24 protein-coding genes are annotated in these 24,031 nt (G+C 70.4%); 8 read left to right on the top strand and 16 right to left on the bottom strand.

Annotated features, from left to right (window positions below; all coding sequences use genetic code 11):
* Nucleotides 1–57: 57 nt before the first annotated feature.
* The 5 genes from ACFC1I_RS00300 to ACFC1I_RS00280 form a co-directional block, all read right to left on the bottom strand.
* Nucleotides 58–276: a hypothetical protein gene (locus tag ACFC1I_RS00300; protein ID WP_376005690.1), complete on the bottom strand. Its 219-nt coding sequence runs from the start codon at nt 274–276 to the stop codon at nt 58–60.
* A 130-nt stretch (nt 277–406) separates the two neighbouring features.
* Nucleotides 407–727, bottom strand: a complete 321-nt coding sequence (locus tag ACFC1I_RS00295; RefSeq protein ID WP_376005688.1) for a 2Fe-2S iron-sulfur cluster-binding protein — start codon at nt 725–727, stop codon at nt 407–409.
* Nucleotides 728–749: 22 nt separating this feature from the next.
* Complete coding sequence (locus ACFC1I_RS00290; RefSeq protein WP_376005687.1) at nt 750–1,964, bottom strand: cytochrome P450; 1,215 nt, start codon at nt 1,962–1,964, stop codon at nt 750–752.
* A 48-nt stretch (nt 1,965–2,012) separates the two neighbouring features.
* Nucleotides 2,013–2,903, bottom strand: coding sequence for an SDR family oxidoreductase (locus ACFC1I_RS00285; protein ID WP_376005685.1), 891 nt, complete (start codon nt 2,901–2,903; stop codon nt 2,013–2,015).
* A 49-nt stretch (nt 2,904–2,952) separates the two neighbouring features.
* Nucleotides 2,953–3,888, bottom strand: coding sequence for an SMP-30/gluconolactonase/LRE family protein (locus ACFC1I_RS00280; protein ID WP_376005683.1), 936 nt, complete (start codon nt 3,886–3,888; stop codon nt 2,953–2,955).
* 176 nt (nt 3,889–4,064) lie between these two features.
* On the opposite strand from ACFC1I_RS00280, the gene ACFC1I_RS00275 reads away from it, so the two are divergent.
* Nucleotides 4,065–4,676 carry a TetR/AcrR family transcriptional regulator gene (locus tag ACFC1I_RS00275; RefSeq protein ID WP_376005682.1) on the top strand — a complete coding sequence of 204 codons (612 nt, stop codon included), beginning with the start codon at nt 4,065–4,067 and terminating at the stop codon, nt 4,674–4,676.
* Here ACFC1I_RS00275 and ACFC1I_RS00270 read toward each other — a convergent pair.
* The 8 genes from ACFC1I_RS00270 to ACFC1I_RS00235 all read right to left on the bottom strand — a co-directional run bounded on the left by ACFC1I_RS00270 (nt 4,622) and on the right by ACFC1I_RS00235 (nt 11,915).
* Nucleotides 4,622–4,945, bottom strand: a complete 324-nt coding sequence (locus ACFC1I_RS00270; protein ID WP_376005680.1) for a hypothetical protein — start codon at nt 4,943–4,945, stop codon at nt 4,622–4,624. The two genes, ACFC1I_RS00275 and ACFC1I_RS00270, sit on opposite strands and share 55 nt — an antisense overlap.
* A 144-nt stretch (nt 4,946–5,089) precedes the next feature.
* Nucleotides 5,090–6,130, bottom strand: a complete 1,041-nt coding sequence (dmpG, locus tag ACFC1I_RS00265; protein ID WP_376005678.1) for a 4-hydroxy-2-oxovalerate aldolase — start codon at nt 6,128–6,130, stop codon at nt 5,090–5,092.
* Nucleotides 6,131–6,132: 2 nt separating this feature from the next.
* Nucleotides 6,133–7,050, bottom strand: coding sequence for an acetaldehyde dehydrogenase (acetylating) (locus ACFC1I_RS00260; protein ID WP_376005677.1), 918 nt, complete (start codon nt 7,048–7,050; stop codon nt 6,133–6,135).
* 28 nt (nt 7,051–7,078) lie between these two features.
* Entirely contained in the window at nt 7,079–7,861 is a 783-nt protein-coding gene (locus tag ACFC1I_RS00255) for a 2-keto-4-pentenoate hydratase (protein WP_376005676.1), read from the bottom strand.
* A gap of 86 nt (nt 7,862–7,947) precedes the next feature.
* Nucleotides 7,948–8,709 carry an IclR family transcriptional regulator gene (locus ACFC1I_RS00250; RefSeq protein WP_376005674.1) on the bottom strand — a complete coding sequence of 254 codons (762 nt, stop codon included), beginning with the start codon at nt 8,707–8,709 and terminating at the stop codon, nt 7,948–7,950.
* 53 nt (nt 8,710–8,762) lie between these two features.
* On the bottom strand, nt 8,763–9,659 hold the full coding sequence (locus ACFC1I_RS00245) for an alpha/beta fold hydrolase (RefSeq protein WP_376005672.1): 897 nt from the start codon (nt 9,657–9,659) through the stop codon (nt 8,763–8,765).
* Nucleotides 9,656–10,687, bottom strand: coding sequence for a VOC family protein (locus ACFC1I_RS00240; protein ID WP_376005670.1), 1,032 nt, complete (start codon nt 10,685–10,687; stop codon nt 9,656–9,658). The genes ACFC1I_RS00245 and ACFC1I_RS00240 overlap by 4 nt, the downstream gene beginning before the upstream one ends.
* Nucleotides 10,688–10,739: 52 nt before the next feature.
* Nucleotides 10,740–11,915 carry a hydroxylase gene (locus tag ACFC1I_RS00235; RefSeq protein WP_376005669.1) on the bottom strand — a complete coding sequence of 392 codons (1,176 nt, stop codon included), beginning with the start codon at nt 11,913–11,915 and terminating at the stop codon, nt 10,740–10,742.
* Nucleotides 11,916–12,268: 353 nt separating this feature from the next.
* On the opposite strand from ACFC1I_RS00235, the gene ACFC1I_RS00230 reads away from it, so the two are divergent.
* From ACFC1I_RS00230 to ACFC1I_RS00220, 3 genes are read left to right on the top strand one after another with little or no spacing between them, the layout of a single operon-like run.
* A complete protein-coding gene (locus tag ACFC1I_RS00230; RefSeq protein ID WP_376005667.1) occupies nt 12,269–13,456 on the top strand; it encodes a Rieske 2Fe-2S domain-containing protein in 1,188 nt (395 codons plus the stop codon).
* Nucleotides 13,456–13,761: a hypothetical protein gene (locus ACFC1I_RS00225; RefSeq protein WP_376005665.1), complete on the top strand. Its 306-nt coding sequence runs from the start codon at nt 13,456–13,458 to the stop codon at nt 13,759–13,761. Before ACFC1I_RS00230 ends, ACFC1I_RS00225 begins: the two co-directional genes overlap by 1 nt.
* A gap of 12 nt (nt 13,762–13,773) precedes the next feature.
* Complete coding sequence (locus ACFC1I_RS00220; RefSeq protein ID WP_376005663.1) at nt 13,774–14,889, top strand: 2Fe-2S iron-sulfur cluster-binding protein; 1,116 nt, start codon at nt 13,774–13,776, stop codon at nt 14,887–14,889.
* A 19-nt stretch (nt 14,890–14,908) separates the two neighbouring features.
* On the opposite strand, the gene ACFC1I_RS00215 is transcribed toward ACFC1I_RS00220, so the two are convergent.
* Complete coding sequence (locus tag ACFC1I_RS00215; RefSeq protein WP_376005662.1) at nt 14,909–15,268, bottom strand: ArsR/SmtB family transcription factor; 360 nt, start codon at nt 15,266–15,268, stop codon at nt 14,909–14,911.
* A gap of 152 nt (nt 15,269–15,420) precedes the next feature.
* Between ACFC1I_RS00215 and ACFC1I_RS00210 the strand changes: the two genes are divergently transcribed.
* The 3 genes from ACFC1I_RS00210 to panD all read left to right on the top strand — a co-directional run bounded on the left by ACFC1I_RS00210 (nt 15,421) and on the right by panD (nt 19,079).
* Entirely contained in the window at nt 15,421–16,908 is a 1,488-nt protein-coding gene (locus tag ACFC1I_RS00210) for an FAD-dependent oxidoreductase (protein ID WP_376005660.1), read from the top strand.
* 55 nt (nt 16,909–16,963) lie between these two features.
* Complete coding sequence (locus ACFC1I_RS00205) at nt 16,964–18,550, top strand: ABC transporter substrate-binding protein (protein ID WP_376005658.1); 1,587 nt, start codon at nt 16,964–16,966, stop codon at nt 18,548–18,550.
* Between the two features lie 145 nt (nt 18,551–18,695).
* Nucleotides 18,696–19,079, top strand: a complete 384-nt coding sequence (gene panD, locus ACFC1I_RS00200; RefSeq protein ID WP_376006749.1) for an aspartate 1-decarboxylase — start codon at nt 18,696–18,698, stop codon at nt 19,077–19,079.
* A gap of 19 nt (nt 19,080–19,098) precedes the next feature.
* On the opposite strand, the gene ACFC1I_RS00195 is transcribed toward panD, so the two are convergent.
* Nucleotides 19,099–20,097 carry a phosphotransferase family protein gene (locus tag ACFC1I_RS00195; RefSeq protein WP_376005656.1) on the bottom strand — a complete coding sequence of 333 codons (999 nt, stop codon included), beginning with the start codon at nt 20,095–20,097 and terminating at the stop codon, nt 19,099–19,101.
* Between the two features lie 5 nt (nt 20,098–20,102).
* Complete coding sequence (locus ACFC1I_RS00190) at nt 20,103–21,530, bottom strand: NAD-dependent epimerase/dehydratase family protein (protein ID WP_376005654.1); 1,428 nt, start codon at nt 21,528–21,530, stop codon at nt 20,103–20,105.
* A 241-nt stretch (nt 21,531–21,771) separates the two neighbouring features.
* Here ACFC1I_RS00190 and ACFC1I_RS00185 point away from each other — a divergent pair, with 241 nt between their 5' ends.
* Entirely contained in the window at nt 21,772–24,009 is a 2,238-nt protein-coding gene (locus tag ACFC1I_RS00185; protein ID WP_376005652.1) for an MMPL family transporter, read from the top strand.
* Nucleotides 24,010–24,031: the final 22 nt, after the last annotated feature.

Below are 24,031 nucleotides of genomic sequence, written 5' to 3'. Positions count from 1 at the left end.
CGCGCCGAACGCGGAGGGAGCGCTGCCGCGACACCGCGGTCAGCGCTCCCGCCCGGTTCAGAGCGCGCCGAGGCGCTCCTGCAGACCGTTGATCTGCGCCTCGCTGAGCTGCCCGCCCGAAAGCTTGATGATCTGCAGCACGGGCATGCCCATGGCCATCTTGATCATCGGGTGCTTGCGCAGGTCGGGGACGAGCTCGTCGAAGATCGCCTCGGCCTCGGGGTCCTTCAGGATGTCGCCGAGCTTGGTCTTGGCGAGGTCGTACTTTCCGGCCATGTCTGGTCCTGCCTTCACATCGTCGTTGATGCGCCCCTGCGGATGCAGAGACGTTGCCGCCGGTCCCGATCGTGGTCCGGCTTCTTTCGCGATTGCAACGGGCGTTGCGGGTTCTCCCGGGGTCCGGAAGTCAGAGCTGGGTCGGAGGGATCGTCACGTGGATCCTCTGGTCGTCCCGCACCTTCACCTGGCAGGAGAGGCGCGAGCAGTCCAGGCGGTCCGCCGCGGTGGTGTCGAGCATGTCGTCCTCGAAGTCCGCGAGCGGCCCGCAGTCCTCGAGGTCCGCGTCATCGACGTAGACGTGACATGTCGCGCACGACAGAGTCCCGCCGCACTGGGCGAGGATGCCGCGCACACCGTTCTTCGTCGCCAGCTGCATCACCGACTGACCCGGCTCGGCCTCCAGCTCCCGCACCGTGCCATCCGGCTGCGTGTAGACGACGCTTCCCATCCGATTCCCTTCCCAGCAGTCCTTACCAGGCCACGGGGAGGTCCGTGACCGGAATCGTGAGCACGTGCATGTTGCGCACGATCTCGCCGTTCAGCCGCAGCGACGGCAGACGACGGAACAGCTCCGCGATGCCGACCTGCATCTCCATGCGTGCCAGGGGTGCCCCGAGGCAGCTGTGGATTCCGTAGCTGAGCATCATCTGCGGGCTGTCCTCTCGCAGAATATCAAATATCTGCGACTCCTTGAAGACCGCCGGGTCGTGGTTCACGCTGGCCGGGTCGACGTAGACCGCCTCACCCTCCTTGACCAGCACGCCGTCGAGCTCGATGTCTTCGGTGGCCACCATGGGCACGGTGCCCATGCCGCCCGCCATGGGCGAGCCGACCTCGAACATCGCGTGACGCAGGATCTCCTCGACCGCGGGGCCGATCCGGCCGTCGAGGTCCTCGAGGAGCCGCAAGCGCTGGTCGTCGTTGCGCAGGAGCGCAGACACGCCGGCGGCCAGGAAGCCCGCGGTGTTGTCGAAGCCGGCGACCAGCAGGATCATCGCGATCGGCATGATCTCGGCATCCGTCAGCGTGTCGTCCTTGTCGCGGGCGTTCGCCAGCGACGACAGCAGGTCCTCCTTCGGCTCCTCGCGGCGGGCGGCGATGAGTTCGAGCAGGTAGGAGTACAGCTCCATCCCGTTCATCATCACCTCCTCCTCGGGGGTGTCCAGCGACAGCACCGTGGTCGCCCACCTGATGAACTTCGGCTGGTCTTCGACGGGGACGCCGATGAACTCGCTGAGCACGCGGATTGGGAGCGGCGTCGCGTAGTCCTCGGCGAGGTTCGCGGTGTCGCCCTTGGCGATCATGTCGTCGATGAGCTCGTTCGCGATCTCGGTGGTGCGGTCGCGCAGTGCCTGCACGCGACGCGGCGAGATCGCGACCTGGACGAGACGGCGCAGCTTCTTGTGCTCGTCGCCGTCCGCGAACTGCAGCGTGTCGAGGAGGAACTCCGGGAACTCGAAGGCCGCCGGCACGATCCGCTCACGCCGGGCGAACGGACCCCGCACGAAGCGGGGATCGGTCAGCACCTGCTGCGCGACCTCGTACCGGTGGATGGCCCACGCCTCGTCGCCGTACTGCATGGCCACCCGCGTGAGCGGGCGGTCGACGGCGATGCGCTGCTGGTGGGCGACGGCTTCCGGAGCGGGCCGGAGGTCGAAGGGATAGGTGGTCTGGCTGTCAGACATCGGCGTCCTCTTGTCGGGTGTGGATGGTGCGGGCCGCGGGGACCGCGGTCACTCGGGGATCTCGACGAGCTGCGGGAAGTTCAGCTCGAGGTCCATGATCTGGTCGATCTGCGCAGCGACGTCCTCGACGGTCTGGTCCTGCTGCACGATGCCCATCGCCTGCGTGAACACCTGACGGGCGACCGATCCGCCCGCGGTGAAGATGATCTCCCCGGTGATGTCCTGCGCGTCGGGGTGCGCGAGGTAGGCCACCACGGGCGAGATCTGCTCGGGGAGCACCGCCTCCTTCATCCACTCGATGACGTCCTCGGGGATCGACCCGCTGGTCGCGTCGAGCATGCGGGTCGCAGCACCCGGCGAGATCGCGTTCGAGGTGATGCCGAACGGCGCCCCCTCGATCGCGAGCGTGCGCGTCAGCGACACCAGGGCACCCTTCGAGCCCGCGTACGCGACGAGCCCCGACACGCCGAGGAACGCCGGCGAGATCGTGTTGATGACGCGACCCGAACCCGACTTCTTCAGGTGCGGCCACGCGGCCTGGGTCACCAGGAAGGGGCCGAAGTAGTGGACGTTGAGGTACTTCTGCAGGTCGTCGGTGGTGGTCTCCTCGAACGAGGCCTGGGCGACGATGCCGGCGTTGTTGATGACGACGTCCACGCCGCCGAACGCGGTCACGGCCGCGTCCACGATGGCGCGGGCGCCCTCGGGCGTCGTGACGTCGGCGCGCACGGCGACGGCCGAGCCGCCGGCATCCGTGATCTCGGTGACGACGTCCGTCGCGGGGTCGTCGCCGGCGATGCCGCCGTCGATCCCCGACCCCAGGTCGGCGACGACGACGTTCGCGCCGCGAGAGGCGAACAGCAGGGCGTGTGCGCGGCCGATGCCGCGGCCCGCCCCGGTGATGATGATGTTCCGGCCGGTGAAGTCGAGCTCGGTCATGAGTGCTCCCACAAATCTCGGGTCAGGGGGATGGATGAAGGACGGCCGGTCAGGGCCGGGCCACGCCGGCGCCGACGGGGACCTGCACGGTCCAGACGGTGCCTTCGGACTCCTCGACGGACTTCTCCTTGTCCATGACCTCCTGGCCGGCGGTGATGAACAGGGTGCGGCGGTCCTCGCCGCCGAGCGCGCACGCGACGGCGATGCCGTCTTCCCACGGCAGCCGCACGACGTAGTCCATGACGCCGTCGGCCGTGATGTGCACGACGTGCTCCGAGCCAGGCAGGCCGTACCAGACGCCGCCCTGCTCGTCGACGGCGATGCCGTCGGGGCCCACTCCGGGAGAGATGGGCGGGCTCGGCGCGATCACCCGGCGGTTGACGGCCTCGCCGGCCTCGTCGAGGTCGAACGCGGCGATCTTGACGCCGATGTTCTCAGCCGTGATGACGGTCTTGCCGTCGGCGGTGATGCCGATGCCGTTGGCGCCGCCGAACTGGCCGGCCGACTCGAAGATGCGGGCGGAGCCGTCGGGCTCGACCACGATGATCGGCGAGTCCTCGGGCAGTTCCCCCGCCCACAGGTCGAAGCCCATCTGCGTGATGTACGCGCGCCCCTCGGCGTCGACGACCATGTCGTTGATCGGGCTCTGCGCGATCTCGCGGAGGTCCGCGTAGACGTCGAGCGACGTGCCGTCCCACACGAGCACGACCTTCTCGTTCATCGAGTTGATGAGCAGGCGCCCGTCGGGCAGCCAGCCGGTGCCGACCGTGACGAGCTCGGCGCCGTCGATGGTCTCGCGGGTGGTGGCATCGACGACGGTCTCGATCGAGCCGTCGTCGGAGATGCGGACGATGCGGCCGGCGTACATGTCGGACACGTACAGCGAGCCGTCGTACCAGCGGGGCGCCTCGGGCCAGCTGAGGCCACGCGGAACGAGCTGTGAGACGGGCAGAACCTCGGCGCCGTCGAACGGTCCATCGGTCATCTGGCTATTCCTCCTTGAATAGTCGAACAGGTTTGCGCAACGATCGTTGAGCAACAGTCGTTGCGACTGTAGATCCGCGTGGTTCCGGTGTCAAGCCAGGACGCGCGGTCGCACTGGCGGGCCTGGTCGAAAGGTGCCGTGTAGTGTTCCTGATGCCCGATCACCAAGGGGGACGTTTGGCCCGCACACCCAGGCCCGCCACGCTCGAGCAGGCGCGCGCGGTCGTCGACGCGGCGGCACGGCTGTTCGCCGAACGCGGGTACCACGGCACGTCGATGCGCGACATCGCCCAGGAGTTCTCGCTGAACCCGGGGAGCCTGTACCTGTACATCCGCTCCAAGGAGCAGCTCCTCCAGTCGATCTGCGAGTTCGTCCTCGACCTGCTGGAGCGCAACCTCGACGACGTCGAGTCGCTCGGCACGGACACCATGACGGCGCTGCGCCTCATCGCCCGCGGCGAGCTCGGCATCCACGTCGAGCACCGCGACTGGTACCGCGTCTACGAGACCGAGTACCGCCACCTCACGGGCGACGCGCTGGAGCGGGTGCTCAAGGGCCGGCGGACGCTGGACGTGCGACTGCAGGACATCCTGCGCGACGGCGAGCGCCGCGGGGTGCTGCGGTCGCTCGCGCCCGAGCCCATCGCGAGTGCGGCCTTCAGCGAGAACCTGCACCGCGTATACGAGCGGGTCGGGTCGACCGGTGGGATCTCGGTCTCCCAGTTCGCGGACGCCTACACCGACATGGTGCTGGAGGGCTGGCGGCCGAGAGCCGCCGAGACCCAGTGACTGGCGGCACCCCAGTCGTCCGACACGAGGTAGCCACGCGCGCGCTCGACGAGTTTCTCGACGGGTGAGAGCGGACCGCCCACCATCGACGCCACCGAGCGGATCGTGAACCCCGACAGCGGTCGCAGGGCGTCCAGCGACAGCCCTGCCTCGGCGAGGGCGGCAGCCAGCGCCGCCCTCCCCTGGGGATCGATCAGCCACTGCCTCACCGTCTGCTCGGCAGTGAGGCCGTCGGCCTCCTGATCGTGCGAGAGCGCCTCGTCGACCATCGCTCAACCCTTCTCGGATGCCGTCCCCAGCGGACAGCCCAGTCTCCATCGACCACTCGGCTCCCCCCGGAGGGGGGCCGATGCGGAACATGCTACCGCGCGCTAGCGGTCGGTGGGGGGTTTTCACAGCACCCTCGGGGCGTGCTACCGAGCGACGAGCTCGGCGCTCTCCTGCGCGAGGTTCGCGGCGATCTCGATGAGCTGATCCTCCTGGCCGCCGACCAGCCGGCGGCGCCCCGCTTCGCGCAGCACGAGCGCACCGGGAACCCCGTAGCGCGCGGCCTGCCGCTCGGCGTGCTTGAGGAAGCTGGAGTACACGCCGGCGTACCCCATCGTCAGCGCGAGGCGGTCGAGGCGGCAGTCGTCGTCCATGATCGGGCGCACGATGTCTTCGGCGACGTCCATCATCGCGATGGGGTCCACACCCGTGCGGTAGCCGAGACGCTCGGCGACGATCGCGAGGGCCTCGGTGGGCGTGTTGCCCGCACCGGCGCCCAGCCGGCGTGTGCACGCGTCGATCTGCACGGCGCCCGACCGGATCGCGATCACCGAGTTCGCCACGGCGAGCGCGAGGTTCTCGTGGCCGTGGAAGCCGACCTGCGCGTCGCCGCCGAGCTCCGCGACCAGCGCCTGCACGCGGTCGCCGACCTCGTCGAGGACGAGCGCCCCGGCCGAGTCGACGACGTAGACGCACTGGCATCCGGCGTCCGCCATGATGCGCGCCTGCGCGGCGAGGGCCTCGGGCGTCACGCTGTGCGACATCATCAGGAAGCCGACGGTCTCGAGGCCGAGTTCGCGGGCCATGCCGAAGTGCTGGATCGAGACGTCGGCCTCGGTGGCGTGGGTCGCGATGCGGCAGACACGGGCGCCGCGGTCGGCCGCGGCCTGGATGTGGTCCTTCGTGCCGAGTCCCGGCAGCATCAGGAACGCGATCTTCGCCTGCTGCGCCGTGCTGACGGCGACATCGATGAGGTCGAGGTCGAGCGAGGCGCCGAAGCCGTAGTTGAACGACGCTCCGCCGAGGCCGTCGCCGTGGCTGACCTCGATGACGGGGACGCCGGCGGCGTCGAGCCCGGCGACGACGTCGCGGACCTGGTCGGCGGTGAAGCGGTGCCGCATCGCGTGCGACCCGTCGCGCAGCGTCGAGTCGGTGATGCGGAAATCGAGGTTCTCGTTGAATGCCATGGTCACTCCGTCTCCGCCAGGACCGGCGCGGCGAGCAGGCGACGCGCGATCGCCTCGCCGGCGCTGGTGGCCGCGGCTGTCATGATGTCGAGGTTTCCCGCGTAGGGCGGGAGGAAGTCGCCGGCGCCGGTGACCTCGAGGAAGACCGCCACGCGGGCCGGCGAGCCGGTCTCGGGATCGGCCTCGAAGAACTGCGGGTCGGCACGCAGCCGGTAGCCCGGCACGTACTCGGCGACCTGGTCGACGCGCGCGCGGATCGCCGCGTCGATGGCGTCGGTGTCGGCGCCGTCGGGGATCTGGCAGAAGACGGTGTCCTGCATGAGCATCGGCGGCTCGGCCGGGTTCAGGATGATGATGGCCTTGCCGCGGCCGGCCCGCCCGATCGTCTCGATGCCCTGCGCGGTGGTGCGGGTGAACTCGTCGATGTTGGCGCGCGTGCCCGGGCCCGCCGACGGCGAGGCGACGCTCGCGACGATCTCGGCGTAGGCGACGTCCACCACATCGGACACGGCGGCGACGATCGGGATCGTCGCCTGGCCGCCGCACGTGATGAGGCTGACGTTGGGCTCCGACGCGGTGTCCTCGAGGTTCACGGCCGGGACGATCGCGGGCCCGAGGGCTGCGGGAGTGAGATCGACGGCGGGGATGCCGAGATCCTTGTACTTGGGCGCGTTCGCGATGTGCGCGTAGGCCGACGTCGCCTCGAAGACGATGTCGGGCAGCTCCTCCTGCGCGAGGAGCCAGTCCACGCCCTCGTGCGAGGCGATGAGCCCGTGGTCGCTCGCCCGGCGGAGTCCTTCGCTCTGCGGGTCGACGCCGATCATCCACTTCGGCTCGATGATGTCCGAGCGCAGCAGCTTGTACATCAGGTCGGTCCCGATGTTGCCCGATCCCACGATCGCGGCGGTGACCTTCTTCATTCCTGTCCTTTCGCCGGCCGGGGCCGGATCACTCGAAGTCCACATCGACCGAGCCGAGCCCCTCGAAGCGGGCGCTCACCCGGTCGCCGGGGCGCACGTCGATGGCGCGGGTGCATGAGCCCGACAGCACGATGTGCCCGGCCTCGAGCGGCACGCCGAACTCCCCCAGCGCGTTCGCGAGCCACGCGACAGCCTCGGCGGGGTGGCCCAGCACGTCCGCCGTCGATCCCTCGGTGACGACGACGTCGTTGATGAGCAGCGTCGCGGCGCGGGGCTCGCTGATCACGTCCGCGGGGTACTCGTGCGGGCCGAGCAGCACGGCTGCGGAGGAGGCGTTGTCGGCGATGGTGTCCATCAGCCCGATGCGCCAGTTCTCGATGCGGCTGTCGATGAGCTCGAGGCACGGCAGCACGTGGCTGGCCGCCGCCTCGACGTCGGCACGGGTGATGCCGGGACCGCGGAGCTCGGAGCCGAGCACGTAGGCGATCTCGACCTCGACGCGCGGCTGCACGAAGCCGGCCAGTGACACCGGGCGGCTGGTGTCGGGCACCATCGTGTCGAGCAGGTGCCCGAAGTCGGGGATGTCGACGCCCATCATCTGCTGCATCGCCGGCGACGTGAGGCCGATCTTGTGCCCGACGATGCGGGCGCCGCCGTCGATCTCGCGGCGGATGTTGATGCTCTGGATCTCGTAGGAGTCCGCGACCTCGAGGCCCGGCTCCGTCTCGATCAGGGGCGGGATGGGGCGCACGGCCGTGCGGGCGTCCCAGAGTCGGCCGGCCAGCTCTTGCCTCGTTGCAGCGTCGATCACGCGCTCATGCTGACACGCGGCTCGCGCCGTCTGCGCAGCGATATCCCACTGACCGGGACGGTCGCCGGAGGCCGTCCCGCGCGGGATCACGAGGCCGGAAGAGGTGCCCATTCGCTGCCTGTGACGCGTCGCGAGATCTGGGTGGCGACGTACTGCACGTTGCGCCGCACCTGGGTGATGTCGACCTGCCGGGCCGGGCCCGACACCGAGATCGCCGCCTCGACGACGCCGACGTCGAACACGGGCGCCGCGATGCAGGTGAGTCCCGGCACGGCCTCGCCGCGGTCCATGGCGTAGCCGAGCTGGCGGATCCTCGCGAGCTCGGCGGTGAAGTCGTCCGGGTCGACGATGGTGGCGGTCGTGCGCGGGGTGAGCCCGCCCCGGAGGAAGTCGGCGACGACCTTCGCCGGCGCGTGCGCGAGCATCGCCTTGCCGACGCCGGTGCAGTGCGCGGGCAGGCGCCCGCCCACGCGCGAGGGCAGGCGCCCGGCGAGGGCGCCGCCGACCTTCTCGAGGTAGACGACGTCATGCCCGTCGAGCACGGCGAGGTGCACGACGAACCGCCCGGACTCGCTGAGCTGCTGCATGAAGGGGCGCGCCGCGGCCACGATGTGGCTGCGATGGGCCACCAGCGAGCCGAGCTCGAAGATCGCGAGACCCAGCCGGTAGTCCGCGTCGACGCGCTCGAGCCAGCGCGCCGCGGTCAGCTGCTGCAGGATGCGGTGCACCGACGACCGCGGAAGGCCCGTGCGGGCGACGATGTCGGCGAGACTCTGACTCTCCCGCGACGCGAACGCCGACAGGATCAGCGTCACGCGGTCGACCATCGCCGCCGGCGTCTCGCTCACGGCGCTCTCATTCCGGCACGACCCTGGTGCGCAGCATCCGCTCCCCCGCTCCTTCAGACCGCCGGAACGGCACCCGAGGGGCGTCCGAGGAACTCGCACACCACGCGCGCGAACGCCGCGGGGCGCTCGATCATGACCCAGTGGCCGGTGTTCGAGATGACGTGCAGCTCGGAGCGGCGCAGCAGGCGCAGCGGCAGGAACGCGCTCTCGAGCGGCGTGACCCGGTCGTCGCGGCCGTAGACGAGCAGCACCTCGTTGCCGATCTCGCCCAGGCGGGCCCACAGCGGCACGGCGGGCGTGGCGCCCTTGGCCATCGCGCGCATGGCGGCGGCGTAGAAGGCGCGCGTGAACGCGAGCGCCTCGGGCGTGCTGGCCGTCTCCCACCGCGCCTGGATGCGCTCCTCGGTGACGAACGACGGGTCGCCCACCATCGAGTGCATCCACGCGACGAGCCGCTCGCGCGTCGGGTCGGTCGTGAACTCCACGAGCCGGCGGATGCCCTCCGTCGGCTGCGGGCCGAACAGCGGGAACGCCGCGCCGCCCGGCCCCATCGCGACGATGCGGTCGACGAGCTCGGGGTGCTCGAGCGTGAGGCGGAACGCGATCATGCCGCCGAGCGAGTTGCCCAGCACGTGGACGCGGTCCACCCCCTCGGCCTCGAGCACGCGGCGGATCGCCGCGATCGCGGTGAGCGAGTAGTCGCCGTCGAGCTCGGGGATGTAGCTGGTGCCGTACCCGGGCAGGTCGGGCGCGATGATGCGGTGCTGCGCGCCGATCGCCGGGAGCAGGTCGCCGAAGTTCGCCCACGCGCTCACGCCCGGGCCGGACCCGTGCAGCAGCAGCAGCGCGGGCCCGTCGCCGTAGACGTGGTAGTGGATCGGCTCGTCACCCTCGAGCGTGCGCGAGGTCGCCTCGTACGTCGCCTCGAGGGTAGCCACGGTGTCGGTCATGCAGTCACGCTCTGCGCCTCGGCGGCGACGTCGAGCCCGGCCACGTCCATCGTCTCGAGGTACGTGCTCGAGTCGGGGTTGACGTCGGGGAAGTCGCCGTACCAGGTCATGCCGTAGCCGAAGTCCTGCTGCTCCCACACCTGCGTCGGGTGGTCCGGGTCGAAGAAGGGGTAGCCGCCCGAGTACAGCTCGACGCGGTAGTTCGAGCCGGGGTCGCGCACGTACAGGTACATCGCCTGGCCGATGCCGTGCTTGCCGGGGCCGGCGTCGATCTGGATGTCGAGGTCGCGCAGCTTGTCGACGGCGGTCAGCACGTCGTGCAGGTTCTCCAGCGAGAACGCGACGTGGTGGAACTGCGAGTTCTTGCCGTTCATCGACGCGCCGATGGCGATGTCGTGCATCTTCGAGTTCACCGACAGCCACGACACCATGGGCACGTCGGGGTTGCCCGGCAGCACCATCGCCTCGCGGCGCTTCATGCCCAGAGCGCTGCGCAGCCAGCCCTCGGCCTCGGCCATGTTCTCGGGGGCCGCCTGCACGTTGAGGTGGTCGATGCGCTGCACGCCGAGGCCCCGGCGGCGCGAGCTGTTGCCGTGGAGCTTCGAGCGGATGCCCTCGGGCGCGGCGGGGCGCTCGATGTCGTAGAAGAGCTCGATCGGGTGCCCGCCGCCGGGGAGGAGGAAGCGGATCGCCTCGCCGCGGCCGGTCTCGGCGCCGGCGGTGACGTGACGCACGTCGATGCCGTCCTCGACGAACTGGTCGTGGAAGAGCTCGACGTCCTGCGGGCGGCTGACGCGCAGGCTCATCGTGTTGACCTTCGCCTCGTCCTGGCGGGTCAGCACGAGCGAGTGGTGCACGTGCTCCTGATAGCCGCGGAGGTAGGCGACGCCGTCCTCCTCGGCGGTGACCTCCATGCCGAAGATGTCGCGGAAGAACCACAGCGACTTCTCGAGGTCGGGGGTGCCGATGTTGACGCCGCCGGCGTGCGAGATCGTGGGGCCGGGGTCGTAAGAGGGGCGGGGTGCCATGAGCACTCTCCTTCGAGTTGGGGTGGTGTATGAGTCCGGGTGGCGGGTGGGGCTACATCATGACGAAGGCGCCGGCGGGAAGCTCCGCGCCGCCTTCGAGGGTCGTCGATGCCGAGAACACGCCGCCGGGCGCGTGGATCGCGTGCTGCAGCCCGGTGTTGATGTCGCGGAAGTACTGCTGCAGCGGGTTCGTGCGGCGGATCGAGTTGCCGCCCGACCGCGCGAAGATGTCGTTGGCCGCGCGTGCGGCGCGCCACGCGCAGCTCACCTGGTTGCGGCGCGCGATGGCGCGGTCGGCGAGCGTGATCTCCTGGCCCGACGCGACGAGGTCGTACATCTGCGTGACCGAGTCGATGAGGAGGGCGCGGGAGGCGGCGATGTCGGATGCTGCGGACCCGACCGCGTACGTCGTGTGCGGCTCGTGCAGGTACCCGGTGCCGTCCCAGCCGTGACGCGCCTTCTGCTGCTCGAGGAAGATGCGCAGCATGCCCTCGGCCATGCCGATCACGGCCGACGTGATGCCGATCGGGAAGATCGAGTAGAACGGCAGGTTGTACAGCGGCTCGGTGCGGATGCCGGTCGCGCCGCCCATGACGTGGGAGCCGATCGTGCGGTACGCGGGCACGAACACGTTCTCGGCGACGAGATCCTTCGAGCCGGTGCCGTGCAGACCCATGACATCCCACGACTCGTCGTCGATGCGGTAGTCGCTGCGCGGCAGCACGATGTGCATCGCGCGCGGCGGCTGGGCGGGCTTGCCCTCGGGGGTGCCGAGCATCACGCCGAGGAACGCCCACTGGCAGTGGTCGGTGCCGCTCGAGAACGGCCAGCGCCCCGAGACGGTGTAGCCCGAGCCGTCCTCCGCGGGGATCGCGAGCCCGCCGGGCGCGTAGGGCGACGCGATCCAGGTGTCCTGATCCTCGCCCCACACCTCGTCCTGCAGGCGCGCGTCCATGAGGGCCATCTCCCACGGGTGCACGCCGACGACGCCGGTGATCCAGCCCGCCGACGGCGAGTAGTTCGCGGTCGCCATGACGGCCTCGGCGAAGTCCGCCGGGTGCACCTGGAAGCCGCCGTGCTCCTCCGGCTGCAGCAGCCGGATGGTGCCGGCCTCGCGGATGATCCGCACCGCCTCGTCGGAGAGTCGTCCGAGCCGGTTGCTCTCCTCGACGGTCTCGGCCAGTGCGGGCCCGGAGTCGATGATCTTCTGCACGACGGTGTGCGTCATTGCGTGGTGTCCTCTCGCGGTGCGACGGTGCACGTCTCCCGCCGGACGGTGGCGGGATTCTCGACATTAGGGGTGGGAAGCTCCGCTTCGCGCCGAGGCGTCCCACTCAGCGGGAAGCCTAAACAGTCGTTGCGGAATCGTCAACCCATGCCGCACACTAGCAAGCGCAACGCGTGTTTTCCAACGGGATTCGGGCGCAGCATCCAACTGCATCGCTCGTTGCATTTTCCGGTCAACGGGATACGATGTTGCGCTAACGGAGCCCAGCGGGGTTGGCTTTCTGATCCCCAGGCGGCGCAGTGCACACGCGACTGCCGCCCGGTTCCGGGATCTATCGGTCGAAGGAGACGGACATGTCCATTGCTGAAGCACCGGGTGCGCGCATCATCGAGACGAAGGCGCCCCCCGCGAGGTTCGCGCGCGGCTGGCACTGTCTCGGGCTCGCCGACTCGTTCCGCGACGGAGAGCCGCACGGCATCCAGGCGTTCGGCACCAAGCTCGTCGTCTTCGCCGACTCCAACGGCGCGCTCAACGTGCTCAACGGCTACTGCCCCCACATGGGCGGCGACCTCACGATGGGCACGGTGAAGGGCGACGCGATCGCCTGCCCGTTCCACGACTGGCGCTGGGGCGGCAACGGCCGCTGCGCCGGCATCCCCTACTCCAAGCGCGTCCCCCCGCGCGCCCGCACCAAGGCCTGGACCACGCTCGAGCGCAACGGGCAGCTGTTCGTCTGGAACGACCCCGAGGGCAACCCGCCGCCGGAGGACGTCACGATCCCCGAGATCGCGGCGTACGGCGACCCGGAGTGGACGATGTGGACGTGGGACTCGGTGCTCATCGAGGGCTCGAACTGCCGCGAGATCGTCGACAACGTCGTGGACATGGCGCACTTCTTCTACGTGCACTACTCGTTCCCGACGTACTTCAAGAACGTGCTCGAGGGGCACACCGCGTCGCAGATCATGACCTCGTCGTCGCGCGAGGACGTCATGCTCTTCCCCGGCCGCAAGCCCGGCACGTCGACCAGCCGCTCCGAGGCCGCGTACTACGGGCCGTCGTACATGATCGACTACCTCTGGAGCGAGTCGCCGACCCACAAGTCGGAGTCCGTGCTCATCAACTGCCACTACCCCGTCACGCCGACGAGCTTCGTGCTGCAGTGGGGGATCATGGTCAAGAAGATGCCCGGCATGACCGACGACATGGCGAACGCCGTGGCCAAGGCGACCGCCGACGGCGTCGCGGTCGGCTTCAAGCAGGACGTCGAGATCTGGCAGAACAAGACCAAGATCGAGAACCCGCTGCTGTGCGAGGAGGACGGCCCGATCTACCAGCTGCGTCGCTGGTACGAGCAGTTCTACGTCGACGCCGACCAGGTCAGCGAGCAGATGGTGGAGCGGTTCGAGTTCGAGATCGACACCAACCGCGCGGTGCAGTTCTGGCGCGACGAGGTCACCGAGAACCTCGAGTCGCACCACCTCCTGAAGATCGGCGACGACGGCAAGATGCACGTCGTCGAGTCGTTCGAGGACGCCTGATGTCGGCCCGCCTCTCCATCGAGGAGGAGCAGTTCCTCACCTATGGCGCGGGCGGGGAGCAGCCCGACATGACGCCGTTCGCGTGCCCGAGCTGCGACAACCGGGTGCTGGTGCGCAAGAACGGTCCGGCGCAGACGTCCGTGCAGTGGACCGAGCACCTGCGGTGCCCCGTCCTGCGCGCGGCGTCGAGCGCGGCCGAACGCGCCCTGATCGACAGCTGCCCGACCCTGAACACCGCCATCGACGAGGCCGTCCTCGCGGGAGACATCCACCTCTCCGCACAGCTCGACGTGCCCAAAGAGTAAGAGACACACGCAGTGAACACGACCGCACTGGAGATTGACATCGACGAGACCGAGGAGGTGGTCCTCGCCGAAGTGGCGGCGAGCGGCCCCGGGCACAGACTGACCGTGCGCGAGGTCATCGTCGAGACCGACGATGCCCGATCGATCGTGTTCGACATCCCGGAGTCGTCGGCCGAGGCGTTCGCCTACCGGCCGGGGCAGTTCCTCACCCTGCGTGTCGTGCTCCCGGGCGGCGACGCCGTCGCCCGGTGCTATTCGCTCAGCAGCACCCCCGGCCTCGATGCGGCGCCGAAGATCACGGTCAAGCGGATCGCGGGCGGAGCCGCGTCGGGATGGCTGTGCGAGAGCCTCGAGGCGGGTGCGCAGCTGGACGTGCTCCCGCCGACCGGCATCTTCACGGTGCGCGACACCTCGCGCGACCTGCTGCTGTTCGCCGGCGGCAGCGGCATCACGCCGGTCATGTCGATCCTGCGCGACGCGCTGCGCAACGGGACCAACCGGGTGATCCTCGCCTACGCCAACCGGGACGAGCGGTCGGTGATCTTCGCCGAGGAGCTGAAGCACCTGGCGCGCGAGTTCCACGACCGCCTGCTCACGGTGCACCTGCTCGAGAGCGTCCAGGGCCTGCCCTCGGCGGCCCTGCTGTCGGGCATCGCGCGCATGGCCGACCTCGACGCGTCGACCGCGTTCGTGTGCGGGCCGGGTCCGTTCATGGACGCGGTCGAGCGCGTGCTGCGCGACGCGGGCATGCCGCGCGACCACATCGTGATCGAGCGGTTCGTGTCGCTGTCGGCCGACCCCTTCGCCGCCGTCGACATCGAAGCCGTCGCCGCGGCGGAGCAGGCAGGCGACACCGTCGCGCTGAGCGTCGAACTCGACGGCGAGCAGCACGACCTGGCGTGGCCGTCGGGCGTGACACTGCTCGACTTCCTGCGCTCCAAGCAGATCGACGCGCCCTTCTCGTGCCGCGAGGGCGCGTGCAGCGCGTGCTCCTGCCGGCTGCTGTCGGGCAGGGTCTCGATGATCAACAACCAGATCCTCGAGAAGGAGGATCTGGACGAGGGTTGGATCCTCGGCTGCCAGTCCGTCGTCGAGGGCGACGAGCCGGTCTCGGTCACCTACGACTGAGGCCCCGAGCCCGAGAGTGTCACGCGGAGCGGTTCAGCGGCGCGAGCGCGTCGACGAGCCAGTCCTCGTCGAGCGCCGCGCCGCACAGCCAGTCCTCCACCGCGTCGAACCCGCGGGAGTCGAGGCGGTGCAGCACGGAGTGCCGCTGTCGCGTCGCCGACACCAGACCCACCTCGCAGAGGATGCGGAGGTGCCGTGAGGCGGAGAATCGCGTGAGCCCCGTCGCCTCGGCGACGCGCGAGATCGAGACGCCGCCCGGCTCGTCCGCAGCCGACCCGCGCAGCATGTCGATGATCGCGATCCGGTCGGAGTTCGCCAGAGCGCCGAACACGCGCGAGAGACCGCGCTCGTCGTCGGGCGTGTGCGTCTCGTCCACCATGGCGACCCCTTCCGGGACGACTATCTGATCTTTGATCAGATTAGCGCACTCTCCGCTGCCCGCCCGGGAGATCCCGGTCAGCGGGACCCCTTCTGGCTCGGCGTTCGACGGCTCGCGCATGCTGACGTCTCATCGAGCCCGAGGAAGTGTCGATGCACCTGCCTTCACACCCCGCCGACGTCGAGGAATTCTCCGCCGACGTCGTCATCGTCGGTTCCGGCGCCGCCGGCGCCGCCGCCGCCATCGCCGCCCACGACGCCGGCGCGTCGGTCGTCGTCCTGGAGAAGACGGATGCCGCGCATGCCGGCGGCAACACCCGCGTGTCGGGCGGCTCGTGGTTCCACCACGACGACCCCGAGCAGATCGCGACGTACCTGCGCGCGCTGTCGGGCGAGCGCACCCTCCCCGAGCCCGTCGTCCGGGCCTGGGCGGACGGCACCCGCACCGTGACCGAGTGGATGCAGTCGCTCGGCATCGAGGTCGGCATCCCGGGTGACTTCGCGCCCGAGTACCCCGAGCTGCCGGGAAGCGACGCCTACGGCGGCTACCGCAGCGTCGACGGCGTCATGGGCGCCGGGCGCCTCCACCGCGCGCTCACGGGCGCGCTCGCGGAACGCGGCATCCCGATCCGGTACGACGCCCGCGCCGTCGAGCTGGTGCTCGACGCGTCGACCGGGGGTGTCACGGGCCTGCGCCTCGAGAGCGGCGACGTCGTCCACGCCCGCGGCGGCGTGGTCCTCGCCACCGGCGGATTCGAGGCGGATGCCGAGCTCGTCCGCGAGCACCTCGGCCTCGACGGCGCGTCGATCTGGGGCAGCCCCGCCTGCACCGGCGACGGCCTGCGGATGGCCCAGCACATCGGCGCCGACCTGTGGCACACCGACAACATGATGGCCGTCACCGGGATCACGCCGCCCGGAGCCCGCCACGGCCTCTTCGCGATGATGCTGCGCCGCCGAGGCTACATCTGGGTCGACGCCGCCGGCGAGCGCTTCGTGAACGAGACGGCACCCGCCGGGCATGGCCAGGCCCTCATCGACGGATGCTACGTCCTCAAGCCCGACCGCCCCACATGGGTGGTCTTCGACGAGCGCACGCGGCTGGCCGGTCCGATCAGCCCCGACGCGTCGGTGTACCCGGTGGGATGGTCGGTCGTCATGGACGGCTACGCCTGGAGCGCCGACAACACGGCCGAGATCGACGCGGGCTGGGTGCTGCGCGCCGATACGCTCGCCGGGCTCGCCGACGCGATGGGCGTGCCGCCCGCCGCGCTGGCCGCGTCGGTGACGGCGTACAACGCCGCCTGCGCCGCGGGCGTGGACGAGCGCTTCGGCCGCGCGCCGGGCACGCTCGAGCCGCTGGCCGACGGCCCGTTCCACGCGTTCCTCAGCAAGCCCGTCCTCGCGTGGACGAGCGGCGGCCCGCGCCGCGATGAGCACGCGCGGGTGGTGCGCCCCTCGGACGAGCCCATCGCCGGGCTGTACGCGGCCGGCGGCGTGAGCTCGACGTACAGCTGGGCGAAGGACGGCGGCTTCCACATCGCGGACGCCATCGTCTTCGGGCGCATCGCGGGCGGTCACGCGGCCGCGCGCGCCGGTGCGTCATCGACACCGCTCCCCCTCAGCGCCGCCGCCCGGTGACGCCACAGACCCCCTCCCACCGCCGCGTCGCCGCGGCCCCATCCGAAGGAGCGCGATGACGCGTCCCCGTTCACTCCCCCAAGGCCGCCGTCTGCTGCGAGGCTCCCTCGTGCTGATCGGCGCCGCCGCCCTCGTGCTCACCGGCTGCTCGTCTGCCGGGCAGGGCACCTCCCCCGAGCCGGCGGCCTCGGCCGACGAGATCGTCACCGGCGGCGTCGCCGAGGTGGCCACCGGCGCCGAGATGCCCGGCTTCGACCCCGTCAAGGTGCGCGGCGTCGGCGCCGGCACCGAGAAGGTCGCCCAGGTCCTCGACTTCCTCATGGACTACGACGAGGTGTCGGGCGAGATCACCCCGCGCCTCGCGGAGTCGATGACCAGCGACGACGGCATCACGTGGGTCATGACGCTGCGCGACGGCGTCACGTTCACCGACGGCGAGCCGTTCGACGCCGAGGCCGTGCTCTTCAACCTCCAGCGGCACATCGCGCCCGACTCCGTGAGCGCGGCGAAGGCGGCGCTCGCCCCCGTCCAGAAGATGGAGGCCACCGGCGAGTACGAGGTGACCTTCACCCTCGCCGCGGCCAGCGGCTCGTTCCCGCTCGCGTTCACGTGGGCCTCGTCGGCCGGCCTCATCGGCTCCCCCAAGGCGCTCGCCGACCCGGACGCCTTCAACAGCGCCCCAGTGGGCGCGGGGCCGTTCAAGGTCGAGTCGTGGACGCCGGACGACGAGCTCGTCCTGACGCGCAACGACGACTACTGGGACGAGGGCAAGCCCTACCTCGACGGGCTCGTGTTCCGGGTTCTCCCCGACCTTCAGACGCGCGCCGACGAGCTCGTGTCGGGCACGATCGACAGCGCGCTCGTGCCCTCGATCCGCTGGAACGCGATCGGCGCCAACCCCAACGTGAAGATCGTGCCGGTCGAGGGCATCGCCCAGGTGATCGTGCCCAACGCGTCCAAGGGCGCCGGCGCCGACGAGCGCGTGCGCAACGCGATGGCGATGACGCTCGACGGCGAGACCACCGCGAAGGTGCTCTTCGGCGGCACCGAGTACTGGGACGGCGACACCACGTGCCTGCCGTGGGCGACCGGGTCGCCGATCTGCGTCGAGGGCTCGGTCTACGAGCAGGACCTCGACGAGGCCAAGAAGCTGGTCGCCGACTACGTCGCAGACGGCGGGGACCCGAAGATGACGATGACCTACCACCAGGGCCTCGTCGACCAGGCGACCTACTACCAGCAGCAGTTCACCGAGATCGGCCTCGACGTCGAGCTCGACCCCGTCGACATCGCCGCGTACTTCCAGGCGGAGGCGACCGGCGACTACGACATCTTCGTCGGGTCGGGCGGGTACCCGTATCTGTTCAGCCGGCTGTACTCGGGCTCGCCGCTGCAGTGGGGCCGCGTCGCGTACCCCGAGCTCGACGAGCTGCTGCTGCACGCGCGCGACGACCTGACACTCGACGAGCGCAACAAGGCGTGGAGCGGCGCGGTCGAGTTCCTGCACGACAACGCGGTGCTGCAATGGCCCGCGCCGTACACCTCGGGCGTGGGATACTCCACTTTGCTGCACTTCGGCGAGTCCGACGACTACCACGGCTCGCTCATCGTGTACTTCGACGACGCGTGGCTCTCGTCCTGAGACGAGCGCCCGGCGGGGCCCGCACCTCTCGGGGTGCGGGCCCCACCGTCTGTCACGAGTGCGTGGCCCTGGTACCATTCTTGATCACATATCGGCTGATGCACTCCGGCGTCCGCCCGAAGGAGACACCCCCGTGAAGCGCACGATGCTGAAGTCCAAGATCCACCGCGCGACCGTGACGGGCAGCGACCTGAACTACGTCGGCTCCATCACCATCGACCCCGATCTGCTCGCGGCCGCTGACATCCGCGTCAATGAGCAGGTGCACGTGCTCGACGTCGACAACGGCGCGCGCTTCGTCACCTACGCGATCGCCGGCGCCGTCGGATCGGGCGACATCCAGGTCAACGGCGCGGCCGCCCGGCTCGTGCACCACGGCGACATCGTGATCGTGGTCTCGTACGCCGAGTACGACGATGCCGAACTCGACGACTTCCAGCCGCGTGTCGTGCACGTCGATGCGCAGAACGCCATCATCGCCGTCGACGACGCGGTCGACCGGCTGCTGACGGGCGCCCGGCGCCCGTGATCGCGGCGGCCTGCGCTGCTCAGGCCGACAGCCGGCGCAGGTCCGCCTTCAGCCGCCGCCGGACGAACATCGCCATGCCCGCCGCGCCGAGCCCGCGGTAGCCGCGCGGCGCGGCCTCCGCGAGCATCAGCAGGCAGAGGTACGCCGAGTACAGCGCGAGCCGGGTGCGGGCAGCGTCGTCGAAGCGCAGCGGCGTGCCCGACGCCTCGGCATAGCCGCGGAGGAAGTCGCGGTCGGCGGCGGGATCGCGGAACAGCGACGTCGAGACCAGATCGGCGAGCGGGTCGCCCCAGAACGCGCGCTCCCCGTCGATGATGCCGCTGACCCGCTCGACACCGCCCTGCCGCGCGACGAACACGTTGCCGTCCCACAGGTCGAAGTGAACGAGCACCGGGGTCTCGACCGCAGCCAGCGCACCGGAAGCCGCGTGCAGGATCATGCGCACCTCGCCGGGGTCGACCCCGATCGGCACCCCGTGCTCGCGGATGTCGTCGAGGACGGCAGCCGTCATCGTCCCGAACGCCTCGCGCCAGGTGGCGGCCGAGAGCTCGCCGCCGGTGCGCTCGTAGCCGAACCGCTCCCCTGTCACCCCGTGCAGCCGCCCGACGATGGCGCCGAGGTCGGCGCGCACCGCCCGGCGGGCTCCCCGGGAGAGCCGGCGGCGGGCGCTGTGCAGCGACCTGCCGTCGAGCGCCGACATGAACATGACGTCGCGGTCGACGAGGCGACGCGAGAAGTCCGTCGCCACCACGTCGGGCACCGGTGCGAGACCCTGCGCCCTTTCGTAGAAGCCGACCTCCGTCGCCATCAGCGAGCGCTCGTAGCGCAGCGAGGGCACGTCGTCGGGCGGAGCGACCTTGAGGACGAGGTCGCCCCGGCCCGGCACCGTCACACGGTACGCGGCGTTGTACATGCCCTCGGTGAGCTCGGTGACCGCCTCCGGCTCGGCGCCGATGAGCGTGCGCGTGAGAGCCGCGACCTGTTCAGCGGGCAGCGGGACCTTGCTGTCGCTGCGCACCGCGGTCAGGCGCCGTCGAGCTGCGCGAGGAAGAGGTTCTTCTCGGACTGCTGACGGTACGCCGCGCTGTCGCGCACGCACTCCGGGCACCAGTTGCCGCCGGTGAGGATGAGCCGCGGGCTGCCGGCGAACACGTGGCCGAAGGCGCAGCGCCAGATGAGCGGAGTGCCCACTGCACCGGTCTCGACGTCGTCGCTGAGGAGTTCGCCGCCCCGGAAGGCCGCTGCCTGCGTGTAGTCCTCGGCAGACCACGACGACGAGGGCTTGCTCTCGTCGTAGCCGTGGTCGAGGAGGCTGGGCGTGCGCGACGGCGCCGGAGCCTCGAACGTCGACCAGTCGCCGATGCGCTGCCACGCCTCGTACGAGCCGAAGTGGGCGGCGATCTCGGCGGACTGCTTGTGCGAGATGGCGTGCATGGTGCCGCGCGGCTTGCGTGTGATCGGCCGCATCACCATGTTCTTGACGATGAAGGGGGGCACCTTGCCGGCGTTGCGCACGGCGGACGGCAGCGTCGCGACCGCGCGCGACATGGCGGCGCCGAAGCTGTCGCGACGGAACTGCACGAGCTCTTCGAGCCGGTCGCTGTCGCTGTACCACTGGCCGTGGAAGTTGCGGGTCGCGAACCAGTTGCGGTCGTACCACCGACGCACGTCCTTGACGCCCATCGCGCCGCTGATCGCGAGCTGCAGCTCCCAGTTCGTGAGGCGCCAGCCCTCGCCGCCGCCGATGTTGTAGATGCCGTGCCAGAACTCCTCGGGCACGTCGGGCGATGCGAGGCCCACGAGGAGGCGGGCGGCGTCCTCGGCGGAGACCCACTCCATGACTCCGGTGAACGGCGAGTGCGTCATGATCGGGTCGCGGATCTCGAGCATGGCCGGGTGGAAGATGCCGGTCTGGCGCAGCCATGCCCAGCGGGGCAGCCCGGAGTCGACCAGGAGCTTCTCGGCGATGACCTTGGTCTGCCCGTACTCGTCGAACTGCGACACGCGGATCGGGTCGCCGACGCGGCCCCAGTGGTGGGGCTCCTGCCGGTCGCCGGTCTCGGCGACGGAGCCGATGCCGACCACTGCGACGGAGCTCGGGTCGGCAAGCGCCTTCACCGCGCGGATGATGTTCTGGATGCTGCCGACATTGACGCGACGCGCGAGCGCGGGGTTCGCGTCGGCCAGGGGCGACACCACGGCGCCGACGTGCAGCACGACGTCCACGCCGTCGATCGCGCGGACGACGTCGTCGTAGCGCGTCAGGTCGCCGAAGATGACCTCGAGGTTCTCCATGCCCTCGAACTCCGCCAGCACCGCCTTGTCGGCGGCGCCCGGCAGGGCGAAGGCCCGCACGATCACATCGGGCCGCTCGCGGAAGGCGCGCAGCGTCGCGCGGCCCCAGTTCCCGGTGGCGCCCGTAAGCAGAACCCGGCGTCGGTCATCCGTCATGAAGGGACCCTTTCCGTTGATGCGTTGCGCCCATGGTAGCGCGCGCTAGCTGGATGCTAGGCGCTCCGAGACCGGGAGTCCACCGAAGATCCCGTCCTTCGGGACGAGGCGCACCCGAACCTACTGCGATCGCAGTACGGCGAAGCCTGCGGCGGGCGGATGTGCGGCGGGGAGCGATCGCGGAGGCTCGAAGAGAACCGATGCGTGCGTGTGCGCGCACCCCGATCGCAAAGGACTCTGTATGGCACGGCTACTCGCCCGACTCGGGCGCTTCTCTGCTCGGCACCGGTGGGCGGTGATCATCGCGTGGCTGGGAGTGCTGGTCACCCTCGCGGTGGTGTCGCTCTCGGGCATGCGCTTCAGCGACGGGGGCTTCGACGTTCCCGGCACGTCGTCGAGCGAGGCCATGTCGGTCCTCGACGAGGAGTTCCCCTCGGATGACGACGAGTCGCGCGGACCCGGACTGCAGTTCGTGGTCGAGGCGAACGACGGGTCGATCGTCGACCCCGACAACCTCGCAGCACTCACGGACGCCCTCGACGAGGTGCGCGCCGTGGACGGCGTCACCTCGGTGAGCGACCCGCTCGACCCGGCACGCCCCTACATCTCCGAAGACCTCACCACCGCCGTGGCGTCGATCGAGGTGGAGCGCGGCGTCGACCCCGAAGAGTTCCCGCACGAGATCGAGGCGATCGCCGACGACCTGAGCGACGCGGGGTTCACCGCCGAGGTCGGCGGCACCCTGACCTCGGGCGCCCCCGAGATCCTCGGGCCGAGCGAGATCGTCGGCGCGCTGCTGGCCTTCCTGGTGCTGCTCATCACGTACGGCTCGCTCGTGGCCGCCGGCGCGAACATGCTCGGCGCCCTGGTCGGCGTGGGGGTCGGCATCCTGGGCGTGCTCGCGTTCTCGGCGATCACGCCGATCGGCTCGCTGACGCCGATCCTCGCCGTCATGCTCGGCCTCGCGGTCGGCATCGACTACTGCCTGTTCATCATCGCGAGGTTCCGCTCCGAGCTCCGCGAGGGGGCGACCGTGCTCGATGCCATCGGGCGCGCGGTCGGCACCGCCGGCTCCGCGGTCGTGTTCGCCGGCGCCACGGTGATCATCGCCCTGACCGGCCTCACCGTCGTGGGCATCACCTTCCTCGGTGAGATGGGCCTCGCCGCCGCGTTCGCCGTCGCCGTCGCCGTGCTCATGGCGCTGACGCTCGTGCCCGCGATGCTCAGCCTCATGGGCACGAAGGCGCTCTCGCGCCGCGACCGTCGCCGCCTCGACGAGGTCGTGGTCGGAGAGATCACGGAGACGGATGCTGCGCCCTCGGCCGAGAAGGGGTTCCTGGCCGGATGGGTCCGTGTGGTCACGCGTCACCGCGTGCTCAGCCTCCTCGGCGGCGCAGCGCTCCTCGCCCTGATGGCGGTGCCGGTGGCCTCGATGCAGACCTCGCTCAACACCCCGGGCGGCGAGGACCCCCAATCGACCCAGCGCGCCGCGTACGAGCTGGTCGCCGACAAGTTCGGCGACGGCGCACAGGATCCGCTCGTCGTGCTCGTCCGCGAGGACGACGTGGAGGCGGCCCTTCCCACGGTGCTCGAGCGCCTGGGCGACCTCGACGACGTCGCGATGGTGATCCCGGCCGGCATCTCGGCCGACGGCGACACCGCCATGGTGACGGTCATGTCGGAGCACGGACCGCTGGACGACCGCACGACCGAGCTGGTCAAGAACATCCGCGCCGAGAGCGGCGAGATCCCCGGCGCCGAACTGCTGGTCACCGGCGGCACGGCGATCGGCCTGGACTCCGACGAGCAGCTGCAGTCGGCCCTCATGCTGTACACCGCGCTCATCGTGGGGCTGTCGCTCATCCTCATGATCGTGCTGTTCCGCTCGCTCCTCATCCCCGTCGTCGCGACGCTCGGCTTCCTGCTGTCGCTCGGCGCGGGCCTGGGTGCGACGGTGGCGGTCTTCCAGTGGGGCTGGATGGACTTCATCGTCCCCTCGCCGCAGGGCAACCCGCTGCTGAGCCTGCTGCCGATCGTGGTGACCGGCATCCTGTTCGGTCTCGCGATGGACTACCAGGTGTTCCTGGTGTCGCGCATGCACGAGGCCCACGCGCGCGGCCTGTCGCCGCTCGAGGCGATCCGCGCCGGCTTCCGTCACTCCGCCGGAGTGGTGGTCGCCGCGGCCGCCATCATGGCGGCGGTGTTCGGCGGCTTCGCGATGAGCCCGTCGTCTCTGGTGGGCTCGATCGCCCTCGCGCTCACGGTGGGCGTCGTCGCCGACGCGTTCATCGTGCGCATGGTGCTCGTGCCCGCTGCGCTCGCGCTGCTGGGTCGCTCGGCATGGTGGATGCCGAAGTGGCTCGATCGCATCCTCCCGACGATCGACGTCGAGGGAGCCGCGCTCGAGTCCAGCACCCCGGCCCCCGCACTGGACCCCCAGCCGGTGCGGGCCCGCGAGGCGGTCGGCGCCGACCGCTGATCGCCCCGCCCCGGTGGCCGTC

The organism is Microbacterium sp. NPDC056044 (genome assembly GCF_042267145.1).
In the GTDB taxonomy this organism is placed as follows: Bacteria; Actinomycetota; Actinomycetes; order Actinomycetales; family Microbacteriaceae; genus Microbacterium.
The sequence above is the reverse complement of the archived record's forward strand: the minus strand, read 5'-3'. Positions and strand labels throughout refer to the sequence as shown.

What these genes read in the sequence shown, in the direction of transcription:
- ACFC1I_RS00300 (WP_376005690.1), bottom strand. Translation starts at nt 276, where the DNA reads ATGGCCGGAAAGTACGACCTCGCCAAGACCAAGCTCGGCGACATCCTG.
- ACFC1I_RS00295 (WP_376005688.1), bottom strand. Translation starts at nt 727, where the DNA reads ATGGGAAGCGTCGTCTACACGCAGCCGGATGGCACGGTGCGGGAGCTG.
- ACFC1I_RS00290 (WP_376005687.1), bottom strand. Translation starts at nt 1,964, where the DNA reads ATGTCTGACAGCCAGACCACCTATCCCTTCGACCTCCGGCCCGCTCCG.
- ACFC1I_RS00285 (WP_376005685.1), bottom strand. Translation starts at nt 2,903, where the DNA reads ATGACCGAGCTCGACTTCACCGGCCGGAACATCATCATCACCGGGGCG.
- ACFC1I_RS00280 (WP_376005683.1), bottom strand. Translation starts at nt 3,888, where the DNA reads ATGACCGATGGACCGTTCGACGGCGCCGAGGTTCTGCCCGTCTCACAG.
- ACFC1I_RS00270 (WP_376005680.1), bottom strand. Translation starts at nt 4,945, where the DNA reads ATGGTCGACGAGGCGCTCTCGCACGATCAGGAGGCCGACGGCCTCACT.
- dmpG (WP_376005678.1), bottom strand. Translation starts at nt 6,130, where the DNA reads ATGGCATTCAACGAGAACCTCGATTTCCGCATCACCGACTCGACGCTG.
- ACFC1I_RS00260 (WP_376005677.1), bottom strand. Translation starts at nt 7,050, where the DNA reads ATGAAGAAGGTCACCGCCGCGATCGTGGGATCGGGCAACATCGGGACC.
- ACFC1I_RS00245 (WP_376005672.1), bottom strand. Translation starts at nt 9,659, where the DNA reads ATGACCGACACCGTGGCTACCCTCGAGGCGACGTACGAGGCGACCTCG.
- ACFC1I_RS00240 (WP_376005670.1), bottom strand. Translation starts at nt 10,687, where the DNA reads ATGGCACCCCGCCCCTCTTACGACCCCGGCCCCACGATCTCGCACGCC.
- ACFC1I_RS00235 (WP_376005669.1), bottom strand. Translation starts at nt 11,915, where the DNA reads ATGACGCACACCGTCGTGCAGAAGATCATCGACTCCGGGCCCGCACTG.
- ACFC1I_RS00230 (WP_376005667.1), top strand. Translation starts at nt 12,269, where the DNA reads ATGTCCATTGCTGAAGCACCGGGTGCGCGCATCATCGAGACGAAGGCG.
- ACFC1I_RS00225 (WP_376005665.1), top strand. Translation starts at nt 13,456, where the DNA reads ATGTCGGCCCGCCTCTCCATCGAGGAGGAGCAGTTCCTCACCTATGGC.
- ACFC1I_RS00215 (WP_376005662.1), bottom strand. Translation starts at nt 15,268, where the DNA reads ATGGTGGACGAGACGCACACGCCCGACGACGAGCGCGGTCTCTCGCGC.
- ACFC1I_RS00210 (WP_376005660.1), top strand. Translation starts at nt 15,421, where the DNA reads ATGCACCTGCCTTCACACCCCGCCGACGTCGAGGAATTCTCCGCCGAC.
- ACFC1I_RS00205 (WP_376005658.1), top strand. Translation starts at nt 16,964, where the DNA reads ATGACGCGTCCCCGTTCACTCCCCCAAGGCCGCCGTCTGCTGCGAGGC.
- panD (WP_376006749.1), top strand. Translation starts at nt 18,696, where the DNA reads ATGCTGAAGTCCAAGATCCACCGCGCGACCGTGACGGGCAGCGACCTG.
- ACFC1I_RS00190 (WP_376005654.1), bottom strand. Translation starts at nt 21,530, where the DNA reads ATGACGGATGACCGACGCCGGGTTCTGCTTACGGGCGCCACCGGGAAC.
- ACFC1I_RS00185 (WP_376005652.1), top strand. Translation starts at nt 21,772, where the DNA reads ATGGCACGGCTACTCGCCCGACTCGGGCGCTTCTCTGCTCGGCACCGG.